Origin of the sequence: Sphingobacterium sp. MYb388, assembly GCF_037479535.1 — a bacterium.
Classification (GTDB): Bacteria; Bacteroidota; Bacteroidia; order Sphingobacteriales; family Sphingobacteriaceae; genus Sphingobacterium; species Sphingobacterium anhuiense.
This window is the reverse complement of record NZ_JBBGYV010000003.1, coordinates 641,543-654,380: the sequence shown is the minus strand read 5'-3', so window position 1 is coordinate 654,380 and position 12,838 is coordinate 641,543. Positions and strand designations below refer to the sequence as shown.

The following is a 12,838-nucleotide window of genomic DNA, read 5'->3' as shown; positions in this document are numbered from 1 at the left end:
GCGCTATCTATAGTAATTCAAAAATACCTGCTGCTCCCTGCCCTGTTCCGACACACATGGTTACCATGCCGTATTTTTTATTTCTACGCTTCAGTTCATTTAATATTTGAACAGTCAATTTGGCTCCAGTACAACCCAGTGGATGTCCTAAAGCAATGGCACCGCCATTGACATTAACTTTTTCTTCATCAAGACCCAATTCACGAATTACGGCTAAAGATTGTGATGCAAACGCTTCATTCAATTCGAATAAATCAATATCTTCCTTTTTTAATCCTGCCATTTTCAAAGCTTTTGGTATTGCTACAATAGGACCAATCCCCATGATACGTGGCGGAACACCTGCCACGGCATAACTGACAAGACGTGCTATCGGTTTTAGGTTCAATTCCTTCATTTTTTCTTCTGAAACAATCAAAACAAAGGCTGCTCCATCTGAAGTTTGTGATGAGTTACCTGCAGTAACTACACCGTCAGCTGCAAAAACTGGACGCAACTTCGCAAGCGCCTCAAGCGATGAATCTGCTCTCGGTCCTTCGTCTGTATCAACGACATATTCTCTTGTTTCTAATTTTTTGCCATCCTTTAAGTAGTTTTCCTTTACTGTAATCGGAACAATGCCATCTTTTAAATGACCATTTTTAATAGCCTCAACAGCTTTTTGATGTGATTTTAAAGAGAATGCATCTTGGTCTTCTCGAGATACGCCGTATTCTTTTGCAACAGCTTCGGCTGTAAGTCCCATTCCCCAATACCAATCTGGGTTTTCTTTTGCTACTTCAGGGTTTGGAACAATTTTCCATCCTCCAAAAGGCATTCCTGACATGACCTCGACTCCGCCAGCAATAATACAATCTGCCATTCCGGCTTTTATTTTTGCTACAGCTGTGGCTATTGTCTCCAACCCAGAGGCACAGTAACGGTTTACAGTGACTCCTGGTACTTTATCCGTTTGCAAGCCCATCAAAGAAATTAAACGTCCTACATTCAATCCTTGCTCTGCTTCTGGCATCGCATTACCGACGATTACATCGTCAATTTCTTCTTTATTTAAGTTGGGTACTGATGCCACCAAATGCTTGATCACATCAGCGGCCAAATCATCCGCACGCATAAAACGAAATCCTCCACGAGGTGCTTTCCCTACTGCTGTACGATATCCTGCTACAATGTATGCTTCCATAATTTTTAGATGTGAGATGTGAGATTTAAGATATCAGATCGTTAAAATTCACATATTATTTATTATCATTTTTTAATTTATTCAAAAATCCAAAAATCATTTTTTGAATTTCTATAATTTGAGAACACAGCTGTTCGGCTTGCTCAACCTTTAACAGCTTTAGATTTTGTGCTATAATAATTTGTGTCTGCAATTCGAAAGATGATCCATTTGCAATTCCAAGAAAATGAATAAATTCATTTCCTGAATTTCTACCTGCTCCTTCTGCTATATTTGACGCAATCGATATAACCGATCGTTTAATCTGAGATGATAATCCAAATTTTTCTTCTGAAGGAAAAAGAGATACTACTTCATATACTTTTGTAGCTAATTCAATTGATTTACTCCAAATCTTTAATTCTTTCAGATTATGCATATCTCAAATCTAATGTCTCAAATCTCTAATCTAATTTATACTCTAATTTCTTAACGGTTTTCCTTTTGTTAACATAAATTGGATACGTTCCAAAGTTTTTCGTTCTGCACATAGCTCAAGAAAAGCTTTACGTTCTAGATCCAATAAATACTGTTCAGAGACTTCTGTTGGTGCCGATAACTCACCGCCACATAAAACATTTCCTAATTTTTCAGAAATCTTTTTATCATGGTCAGAGATATAATTTCCAGCACGCATTGAACTTGCTCCTACATAGACAATTCCTAATCCTTGTTTTCCCAATACCTTAATATCAGTCCTTTGAACGGGCTGTATATAACCTGCATTAGCTAATTCTAAAGCCTTTTCTTTTGCATCAGCAATAAGTCGAGCTTTATTCATAGTAATCGCATACTTACCTTGCTGCAGGTATCCAAGCTCATAGGCCTCTATAGCTGAGGTTGACACTTTTGCTGTTCCTATGGTCAAAAAACGATCTTTTAAAGTATTTTGAACAATTTGATCTTCTTTATATTCATCTGAAGCACGTAAAGCAAATTCTTTAGTACCTCCGCCACCTGGAATTACACCAACTCCAAATTCAACTAAGCCCATATATGTCTCAGCATGTGCCTGCACAAAATCGGCATGCATTGAAAATTCACAGCCTCCTCCTAATGTCATTTGAAATGGTGCTACTACTACTGGAATGGACGAATAGCGAATCCGCATAGAAGTATTCTGGAAAGCACGAACCGCCATATTTAATTCATCGTAGTCTTGCTCAGCGGCCATCATGAATATCATACCTATATTAGCTCCTGCGGAGAAATTTTTTCCTTCGTTAGAAATTACTAATCCACGATATTCTTTTTCAGCTAAATCAATTGCTTTATTCACGCCTTGAATTACATCTCCACCGATCGTATTCATTTTGGTATGGAATTCACAATTGATAATTCCATCTCCAAGATCAATAATGGAAACTCCGGAATTTTTCCAAATTGTTTTGCTTTCACGGATGTGATCTAAAACAATAAGATCTTCTGTTCCTGGAATAGGTTTGTATGATTTTGATGCAATATCATAATATTGACGAACGCCATTTTCGATTTTATAGAAAGACTCACAACCTGCGTCTAACATATCATGAACCCATTGTGAAACTTCACCACGTTGACCTGGGAGACGTTTCTCTTCGTTCTTAATTTTTTCTATTGTCTCTCGAACACCTAAAGCATCCCAAACCTCGAAAGGACCTATCTCCCAACCGAAGCCAGCACGCATCGCATCATCGATACGGAAAAAATCGTCAGTAATTTCAGGTACACGATTAGATACGTATTCAAACAAAGGATAATGCATGGCACGGAACAATTCTCCTGCTTTATCTTTCCCTTGTTCATATACTTTCATTCGTTTGCGAATATCTTCCACCAATTTTGTAGCTTCCAGGGTAGCAGATTTCACCTTTCCTTGAGGTCCAAATGTTAAAGTTTTCAGATTTAAAGATTGAATTTCTGAATTTCCAGAAGCATCTTTTACTTTTTCGTAAAATCCTTTTTTGGTTTTTTCACCTAGCCACTTATTTTCAACCATTTTAGTTATAAAGGAAGGCAATTGAAATACCCCTTTAGCTTCATCATTGGGTGCATTCTGGGCGAGGCCATTAGCAACGTTTACCAAAGTATCTAAACCAACAACATCAGCTGTTCGGAAAGTTGCCGATTTCGGATGCCCCATCGCTGGACCGGTATACTTATCAACTTCTTCCACAGTCAAACCTAGCGGTTCAACGAGATGGGTTAAAGCAAGCATTGAATAAACACCGATTCTATTGCCAATAAATGCTGGTGTATCCTTGCATAAAACAACAGTTTTACCTAAAAACTTGTCACCAAATTCTAACAGAAAATCAACAACTTCTTTTATTGTATGGGGGGTAGGAATAATTTCCAACAATTGTAAATAACGTGGCGGATTAAAGAAGTGTGTACCACAAAAATGATCTTTAAAATCTTCGGATCTACCTTCCGTCATAAGATGTATCGGAATACCCGAAGTATTTGAAGTAATCAAAGTGCCTGGTTTTCGGTATTGTTCAACGCGTTCAAACACAGATTTTTTGATATCCAATCGTTCAACGACAACTTCAATGATCCAATCGCATGATGCGATATCAGACATATTATCATCAAAATTTCCTGTTGAAATCCTTTTCACAAAAGATTTACTATAAATAGGAGATGGATTAGATTTTACAGCCGTTTCTAAAGACTGGTTGACAATGCGATTGCGAACGAACTTACTATCCAAAGTAAGTCCTTTTGCTGTTTCAGCTGGCAATAGCTCTTTTGGAACGATGTCCAAAAGTAATACTTCCATACCGATGTTAGCAAAATGGCAAGCGATCCTAGAGCCCATTACTCCAGAACCTAATACTGCTACTTTTCTAATGTTTCTACTCATTTATCTAATTGTTTATTATCAATAATTGCTAAGCTTATTATTGATCGATGGTACTATTTTCTTCTTGATATGAAGTCGCCAATTCATTTAATTTGGCTAAAGATTTCATCAATTGATTCCGCTCTTTCTCTGATAAATTTTCCTCGAGATAATGATTAAAATTACGAACGACGTTTTTTGCCATTTCTCTTTTTTCTTTACCCAGCTCTGTTAAATACACTTTAACCGATCGCTTATCAGATGCACTCGCTTCTCTATAAATAAATCCCAACTTCTCTAAATTATTTAACACCCGAGACAAACTAGTTGTTTTCACACCTGTTAAATTGGCGATCTGTGATACGGGGGTCCCCTCTTTATGGATATTAATTAAAATATAACCAGCAGCCTGAGTAAAACCATACTGCGTCGCAATCTGGTTATACTTATTAGCGATAGTCTGCCAACCTGTTTTTAAAAAATAATCAATTGTTTTATTTTGACTCATAATTTGCTTTATTATTTACTATGCAAGCATAACAAATCTAATTTATTTTTTTTGGATTTCAAATAGTTAATATTAAATTTTTAATAAATATTTGACGGAAATGAATAGTCCCTTACTAAGGTATTAAAATACCGATTATAATCAACAATATGCCATATTATCAAAATGTGGAAAACTTTTAACAACTACAAACCAACAACTTAAGCAAAACACCCCTACAGTTATTCACATTTGTGTTTTTATATTCAAAATTAAATCGGTTACCTTTGTACAAACAAACATAAACGTATGGCTTTAGTTAATATACCGAGACTTGACTTGTTAAACTTTACTGAGGGGAATTCAGAACAGCGCGGTCAATTTATCCAAGACATTGGAAAAGCTTTTAACGAAACTGGTTTCGTTACTATTGCTAATCATGGTCTATCAAAAGAACTAATAGACGAATTGTATCAAATCGTACCCGCATTCTTCTCATTACCGACAGAAACAAAATTGAAATATGAGTTTCCTGAACTTGCCGGACAAAGAGGGTATACAACAAAAGGTCGCGAAAAAGCAAAAGATTCCACAACTCCAGATTTGAAAGAATTTTGGCAAAGAGGACAAACAATCGTTGGTGAAGAATATAGTAAAACTGATTTTCCTGATAATCCGGAAGTTGCCGAATTACCCCGATTCAGTGAAATCACCGCCGAAGTATATAAAAAACTAGAAGACACTGGTCGTGAATTATTAAAAGCAATTGCAACTTATTTGGAGCTAGAAGAAGATTATTTCGAAAAATTCGTTATCAACGGTAACTCTATTTTACGTGCAATCCATTACTTTCCGATCCAAAATCCTGATGAATTAGCACCTGATGCTGTTCGTGCCGGAGCACACGAAGATATCAATTTAATTACTTTATTAATTGGAGCGAGTGCTGACGGTCTTGAGGTTATGACAAAAGACGGTGAATGGTTTCCTATTAAAGCTAAAGGTGAAGATATCGTTATCAATGTTGGTGACATGTTGCAGCGCTTAACAAATAATAAATTAAAATCAACTACACACCGTGTCGTTAATCCACCGCGTGAATTAATGGGTAATTCTCGTTTTTCTATTCCTTTCTTCTTACACCCTAAAGCATCAATGAGCTTAGCTTGTTTAGATTCTTGCATTAGCGAAACCTATCCAAAAGCTTATCCTGATTATACTGCAGGTGAATATTTAGATGAACGTTTGAGAGAGATCGGTTTGAAGATGTAAGTATTTTTTATAAAAAAGAAGACCAACCTTTCAAACAAACTGTTTATTAGAAAACAAAAATGGCCTGTTAAAAATTTAACAGGCCATTTTTAATTTTTAACATCATTAAAATCTTGATTTCCCTTTTGACAATGATCAATCAGGAAATCCATATTAATCTGTTTAAAAAGAATAACCAAAACCTACGTTGAGGTAAATATTATGCATACTGAAATCGATAGAATTGAAATCTTTTTCTAAAATATTATTGAAGCCATATGTAAGGTCTGTCAATAATTTAAAATGTTTATTCATTTTCCATTCTGCTCCAAGTTGAGTACCCCATTGAAATTTCCGAACATTGTCCGAGAAATCATATGCAGCTTGACTTCCGTCTTCAAACGATATTTTTGTTCCTGTTGGTGTATTTTGCCTTAAATAGCCATCCGATACATATCCATCAAATGTATTGTCAATCAATCTTGAAAAATAGAGACCTCCATATAAATTCCATTTATCCGAAAGTTTATAAACAGCCAAAACAGGTATAGTAAAATATGTATTACTCACATTTGTCTGTACTTTTCCTGTATAGTAACCTCTAACTTTTGAATTATCCTTAACCACTTCTGTTAGATAGTTCTTGACGCGGGCATTGGTCTTCATTCCTTTTTCTTCAAAACGAAGCCCTAATCGCACTCCCCATTTTCCATTTTCATGTATCCATTTAGTAGCGTTTGCTTCTAAACCAAAACTAAACCCGGGATTAAAACTTTCAATCTTTCTTATTTCACGAGGCATACCTAATGGACTACTGCCCCCTATACTAAATTGCGCTTGCACTGCGTAATCAATATTTGTATCAAAAAAATTTGTGTTACTGTTAACTGTACTGTCTTGCGCCTGGGCATATTGGGTAACCATTAAACAAATAGCTACAACATATAGTATTCTGTTCATTACAATAGTTTTATTATTTATATTCATCATTATTTTTTTTGACCTGTAACAAGCTCTACCTCATCAATAAATAAAGTACTTCCTACAGCACCATTAAAAATATCTCCTTCTTTACTTGAACTGAATACTATGGTATACATATATTCTTTAGCTGGATCAAAAGATTTACCATTCACAAAAGAAAAAGGAACATTAAATGCTGTCCATTTATCAGTTTCAATTTGTTCTTTTGTTCCAATTCTAGCAACACTAACGATCCGAGAATCTTTAAAGGCATGTGTACCTGTTAAGAAATTTTTATTTAAATCAGCTGATTTTTCAAATAAAATTGCATATCCATCCCACGTATCTTTAGTGAGCTGTGATGGTTTTGTATTATCTACAAATTTTTCACCGGCTTTATATTTAAAGAAACCTTTTAATGCTACCGGAGCAGTATCATTGTTGTACGAGATACCAAATCGAGTAGAATTAACAGTAGGAAAAGTAAGCCTGAACTCCCCAACAAACAGATTACCCGCAGCCAATGGCGAACCGAACATCCCGCCTAATGGACCGGTATCTTTCGTCATTAATTTAGCAGCATTACCAAGATAACCGTCTGTTACTTGCGAAGTTGGATAGAAAGATGGTATTAAATCTTTATCCTCTCCCACTAATGTACCAGCAAGAATATTATATCCCTCATTTGCTGTTTCCCAAATAATATTTTTCTGACCGCCTGCTGTTAATTCAAAAAACTGATGGTAATGACCTACAGGATTATCTGTATCAACAACTTGTGCATTTTCAAATGCACCATAAAAATTAGCGCCTTCGTCAACTACAAATGAGACTGTATAAGTCTTTGACCATGCACCATCTTGAGAAGTTACCGTATATTTTTGAGGTTGTGAAAAATCAAGTTCGGTACCACTTTTTGGCAAGATAGTCGCTCCTGGTGTCAACACAAACTCAGGCGTATGTACGTAACTACCAGAAAAGCGTTTTAGTTTAAAAATAATCGTATTATTACCTATAGAAGGTGCTGTACTAAGTGCTAAATCTCCATTCAGAATACTCGCCTGTTCAATATCAGCTTCTGTATTCAATGCCTCTTCTTTAATACAGCCATTTAATCCAAAAAACAGCATAATACAAATCATAAACGATAGAATTCGTTTTTGTTCCATAATAAATTAATATTTAATGTAAAATATCGTTAATTGTGAGAATTATTAACGTGGCGCAAAGTTAAGATTGTTGGGGTAACAACTTAAATTTCGTGGAGAAAAAAGACCTTTGTCTCTAAAACTTGACAATTAAAGGAAATTCAACTGTTATTAAAGATTTTCTTTTATTTTTTTAGGCAATGATGCAAATACAAGATCATAACTATGATCAATTAATTCCAATAACTTTTGGTCTGTTAATTCACGATTTGCATGAACTGTATTCCAATGTTTCTTATTCATATGATAACCTGGAAAAACTGTCTGCAGAAATTCCTGTCTCAAACTAATAGCATACTCTGGATCACACTTAACATTAAAAGATAGTCCCTCCAATTGATCTAACCCAACTAATAGAAAAACTTTAGAAGCAACTTTAAAAACCAGTGTATCAGGACCAAATGGAAGTTCTTCTGTTACTGCATTTTTTGCTATGCAATAATCGCGTAATTCTTCGATATTCATGTTTGGATTTTTTCTGAAAGTTAAGAAATAATTATTATTTTACCCAATGTACAGCCTGCTGATAAAGATTATAAAAAAACAAAAAATGTTAATTATTGTAAATAATGCTCTGTTTTTATAACATTCTGATTACACAAATATTAAGAACCGGTTAATATTCTATATTTGACACATAACTTCACCTAAATAGCATTATGAACAGGATATTTTTCCTCCTATTATTTTTTTGCACATCATTAAGTTACGCACAAACTTCTATTAAGGGTAAGGTTATAGATCGAGGCGAAAACAAGCCCCTTTTCAATGCTTCAGTAATCTTACTTACGGCACAAGATTCTATTTTGAAAGTATTTACACGCACAAACGAGGAAGGTAGTTTCAATATTCAACCCCCAGAAAAAGGTGCTTATCGCGTACTTGTGACTTATCCAAAATTTGAACTATACAGTGACATTATAAATGTAGAAGATAGCAAGATTGATTTACATGATATTAAGATAAGTTCACGAGCCAATGTTCTTGAAGAGGTTGTTATTACGCAAAAACTACCAATAAAAATTAAAGGTGACACAATAGAATATAATGCCGGTAGTTTTGAAACTGAAAAAAATGCAAAATTGGAAGACCTTCTCCGAAGGTTACCCGGTATGACTGTATCTTCGGACGGAACTATTACTGCTCAGGGGAAAACAGTTTCAAAGGTATTGATAGATGGTGAAGAATTTTTTGGTTATGATCCTAAAATTGCGATTCGCAATGTTAGAGCAGATGCTATTGACAAAGTACAGGTATACGAGAAAAAATCTGATGAAGCTGAATTAACGGGAGTGGATGACGGCGTACGTATCAAAACGGTTAATGTGGTGCTTAAAGAAGAAGCTAGAAAAGGTATTTTCGGAAATGCGAATGCTACAATTGGTACTAAACATTTATTTGACGCGGGTTTATTTGCCGCTAAATTCAATCGTTCTGAACGTATAGGACTAACCGGAAACTGGAACAATATGGGAGGGGGAAATGATTCAAGGATCCGTTCCAATGCCAGCATTCAAGGTAAACCTGAATATAAAAATATTGGCGTAAATTATGATAATGTATTTCTAAAGAAAAGATTATCATTAAATTCCAGTTATAATTTCAACAACAACAGCGCTACTAATGAACGAACTTCTAACGTTAAGGAATTATTTGAAGACAAAACACAAGAAACAATAGGAAGTAACAGCTCCGATAACGATACAAAAAATAACAATGTCAGAACACAGGTACGATTCAAAATCGATTCTATCCAAAATCTAGACGTTCAATTGAATGCAGGCAAATCAGACACCTATACTAAAAGTACGTCGAACCGTAGGATCACCATTAATGACACTACACTAACGAACACTTTTGATGAAAATAACAGCTCAAAGGGAAATAATGATAATGCCGATTTCCGTATTAATTATAGAAGAAGATTAAACAATAATGGACGGTCTATTAATGTTCAGTTTAATACGCAATTATCACAAAGTGAATCTATTGGTCAAACAAAATCGATTACAAACTATTATAAAAACAACGCGCTTAACAGAGCTGATACTATAGATCAAAAACGTGTAAACGAAGCGAAGAACAATCGAATCGGTGCTTCTCTAAATTTAAATGAGAAATTACTTCAAGACTTGTACCTAACTGTAGGATATACGATGAACAGTAGCGTTTCAAAAAGTCTAAATAGATCATTAAATGCCAATGGACTGGGTGAATATACGTTGTTAGATTCATTATATTCTAAAAATGAAGAAAACAAAAATTTCAATCAGGGTGCAAATATTCAGTTAAACTACAACATTAAAGACAAACTCAATATTAACCTATCAAATACGATGAGCTATAGGAATCAAAAATTAATTGACACCTATCGTGATATTAATCTCAATCGCAACTTTTGGGATAATAACCTGAATATGAATGTTAATTACAAATTGTCTTTAAACAAAAATTTGATGCTTAGCTACGGTACATCGAACAGAATTCCGACGTTCGGACAATTGATAGCCTTACAACCACAGACAAATCCATTATTTGTACAATTAGGAAACCCCGATTTAAAGAAATCAACTGAAAACTCTTATAATTTAAATTTTAATACCTTTAGCATTTTAAGAAGTTCGAGCTTCAATATCAATGCGGGTATTACAACAACACATAATCCGATTGCAAATAAGAGAATCCTTGATTCTGAAGGGGTGACAACCAGTAATTATGAAAACATACGAGATAAAATAAACTGGTCCGCTAGAGTATACTCTGGTTATAGTAAACCTTTATTTAATAATTTACTTCAGTTCAATCCAAATGCGAATTTAAGTTATGGAAATAGTTACGACTTTCTGAATGGTGTATTGAACAATTCCAAGAACTACAATGCAAGTGCAGGTTTTGGATTAAATAAACAAAATTCTAAGGTTATTGACTTCAACTTCTTTACGAATATAGGTGTTGATCGTGTGGAGACTCTTTTACAACCTGATTTAAACAGTAATAGTCTGAGAGCAAATATCAATACGGATATCAAATACTTCCTACCCTTTAAATTTGATCTGGTGCAGGTTATTAATTACGGATATACGGGTAAGAACAAAGTATACACTAAAGCTATCAATCAATTTTATATGAATATGGAATTAAATAAGAAATTGATGAGCAATAACCTACAATTAAGCTTAAAAGCATTTGATATTTTTAAAACATTCAATACTACCAATCGCTCATTTGACAGCAGTAAATTTTCGGAATCACAACAACAGATGCTTACTCAATATTTCATGCTTGGATTGAAATGGGATTTTAACAAAAAATTAGGAAAGAAAAATGACTAAATTATTAATAGGTTTCATTCTTTTGCTATTTGGCACAGATGCATTTGCGCAACATGCTTACTTTGCAACAAAGGGAACCATCAATTTTGAAAAAGTGGTGTATACGAAAGCGAGAATGCGAGAATTGATGGCTAAGCATGGTGGAAACGGTAATAGAGGTATGATGTACATGGGAAACATCGATGAAATGCCAGAAAGTTCTACATCCAATTTTGTTCTGAAGTTTGATGAGAACCAGACATTGATGGAGTCCAATGCAGAAGAAACGCCAACAAAACCCAATACCTCACCAGCAAATACAAGAGTTGGAAGAAGTTCAGGAGGAGGACGAGGGAATGCAGGAGGACGAGGGAATGCAGTAGCCAATCAACGAACAGGCACAAATGGAGGTGGCGGTATGCGTGGCATGGGCAGAGGAAACAACAGAATGGGCGATAAAACTTATTTTCAGAACCTTAAAGCTAAGCTTTCTGAAGTACAGCTTCAAATTGACGAAAAAATTATTATAAAAGATAGTCTTCAGGATGTTACATGGCGATTCACAGATGAGTTTAGAACAATTTCAGGGTATGAATGTAGACGTGTAAATGGGGCGACGAAAGATTCACTCTATCTAATCGCTTTTTATTCAGAAGAGATTCCTGTCTCAGGAGGGCCGGTATTAACAGGAGGATTGCCCGGAATGATCTTGGGACTTGTTGTTCCTGAAATGCATATCAATTATTGGGCGACTGAGGTAAAATTCACCACTGATCAGGTTTCAAGTTCGTGGAAAGATAAAAAAGCAAAAGAGATGTCATCCAACGAATTTTTCAAATTGCTTTCAGGCAGTATGTTTAGGGGAAGAGGTAACAGTGATGCGCAACAAAGAAGACAAATATTAGAGCAGATTCTTTATTAAAGAATCTGCTCTAATCAGTTATCGACTAAGTATGTCAACTAATTCCTCCTGTATGGCAACTCCTTTATCTTGATTATACCATTTTTGAATCTCTTCTTTAATGTCATTAAATTCAGCTCCTTTACCTTTCATCATAACAAATAGATCTGTACAGCCCTGAGGGCGCGGTCCCCATACAGCCAAGTCATCACCTTGCTCATTACGAATCACTAATTTAGGAATAGACTTTCCGCCATTGGTCAAATATTGGTTAATTGTATAAGGTTCCGAATCACGTAACTGTATATCCAGAACAAGCAATGGATTACTCTTCACCATCTGGTAAATCATGGGGACAGAATGAGCGGCATCACCGCACCATGGTTCTGTTATTAAGATCCAATGTTGCTTGGTTGCAATCCCGTTCATAAATGAAGCTGTTTCAGCATTGGGTTCAAATTTTTTCAACCAGCGATTCATTCTCGACCAATTTAATTTGGTGTAATTAAAGATTTCTTCGTCTTGATAACCTTCATAATTCTCGGGATTTTCTACGATAGCTTTAAAATAGGATACGTATTCTTCGAACTGCATATATTAGCTTTTATATTTTGGGATACAATATGACAAAATTTTGCCATTTGCACAATTCAGACGAAATAAAGAAA

11 protein-coding genes are annotated in these 12,838 nt (G+C 35.1%); 3 read left to right on the top strand and 8 right to left on the bottom strand.

What is annotated here, in order from left to right; genetic code table 11:
* Positions 1-7: 7 nt before the first annotated feature.
* Genes WH188_RS13160 through WH188_RS13145 form a run of 4 tightly spaced genes read right to left on the bottom strand, consistent with a single transcriptional unit; the run spans position 8 to position 4,557 of the window.
* A complete protein-coding gene (locus WH188_RS13160; protein ID WP_132769295.1) occupies positions 8-1,183 on the bottom strand; it encodes an acetyl-CoA C-acyltransferase in 1,176 nt (391 codons plus the stop codon).
* Positions 1,184-1,238: 55 nt separating this feature from the next.
* Positions 1,239-1,601 (bottom strand): four helix bundle protein, encoded by a 363-nt coding sequence (locus WH188_RS13155; RefSeq protein ID WP_132769297.1) that lies wholly within the window; start codon positions 1,599-1,601, stop codon positions 1,239-1,241.
* Positions 1,602-1,643: 42 nt separating this feature from the next.
* Positions 1,644-4,070, bottom strand: coding sequence for a 3-hydroxyacyl-CoA dehydrogenase/enoyl-CoA hydratase family protein (locus WH188_RS13150; RefSeq protein WP_132769299.1), 2,427 nt, complete (start codon positions 4,068-4,070; stop codon positions 1,644-1,646).
* A 37-nt stretch (positions 4,071-4,107) separates the two neighbouring features.
* Positions 4,108-4,557 carry a MarR family winged helix-turn-helix transcriptional regulator gene (locus tag WH188_RS13145; RefSeq protein WP_021187929.1) on the bottom strand — a complete coding sequence of 150 codons (450 nt, stop codon included), beginning with the start codon at positions 4,555-4,557 and terminating at the stop codon, positions 4,108-4,110.
* Between the two features lie 288 nt (positions 4,558-4,845).
* On the opposite strand from WH188_RS13145, the gene WH188_RS13140 reads away from it, so the two are divergent.
* A complete protein-coding gene (locus WH188_RS13140) occupies positions 4,846-5,808 on the top strand; it encodes an isopenicillin N synthase family dioxygenase (protein WP_045752411.1) in 963 nt (320 codons plus the stop codon).
* 162 nt (positions 5,809-5,970) lie between these two features.
* On the opposite strand, the gene WH188_RS13135 is transcribed toward WH188_RS13140, so the two are convergent.
* From WH188_RS13135 to WH188_RS13125, 3 genes are all read right to left on the bottom strand, one after another.
* On the bottom strand, positions 5,971-6,747 hold the full coding sequence (locus tag WH188_RS13135; RefSeq protein WP_168127619.1) for a porin family protein: 777 nt from the start codon (positions 6,745-6,747) through the stop codon (positions 5,971-5,973).
* Positions 6,748-6,776: 29 nt separating this feature from the next.
* Positions 6,777-7,919: a PCMD domain-containing protein gene (locus WH188_RS13130; RefSeq protein WP_168127620.1), complete on the bottom strand. Its 1,143-nt coding sequence runs from the start codon at positions 7,917-7,919 to the stop codon at positions 6,777-6,779.
* Between the two features lie 150 nt (positions 7,920-8,069).
* Entirely contained in the window at positions 8,070-8,423 is a 354-nt protein-coding gene (locus WH188_RS13125; RefSeq protein WP_021190148.1) for an MmcQ/YjbR family DNA-binding protein, read from the bottom strand.
* Positions 8,424-8,617: 194 nt separating this feature from the next.
* On the opposite strand from WH188_RS13125, the gene WH188_RS13120 reads away from it, so the two are divergent.
* Both WH188_RS13120 and WH188_RS13115 read left to right on the top strand, forming a co-directional pair.
* Complete coding sequence (locus WH188_RS13120; protein ID WP_021190149.1) at positions 8,618-11,290, top strand: TonB-dependent receptor domain-containing protein; 2,673 nt, start codon at positions 8,618-8,620, stop codon at positions 11,288-11,290.
* Positions 11,283-12,191 (top strand): GLPGLI family protein, encoded by a 909-nt coding sequence (locus WH188_RS13115; RefSeq protein WP_339424099.1) that lies wholly within the window; start codon positions 11,283-11,285, stop codon positions 12,189-12,191. The genes WH188_RS13120 and WH188_RS13115 overlap by 8 nt, the downstream gene beginning before the upstream one ends.
* 18 nt (positions 12,192-12,209) lie before the next feature.
* On the opposite strand, the gene WH188_RS13110 is transcribed toward WH188_RS13115, so the two are convergent.
* Entirely contained in the window at positions 12,210-12,764 is a 555-nt protein-coding gene (locus tag WH188_RS13110) for a thioredoxin family protein (RefSeq protein WP_021190152.1), read from the bottom strand.
* Positions 12,765-12,838: the final 74 nt, after the last annotated feature.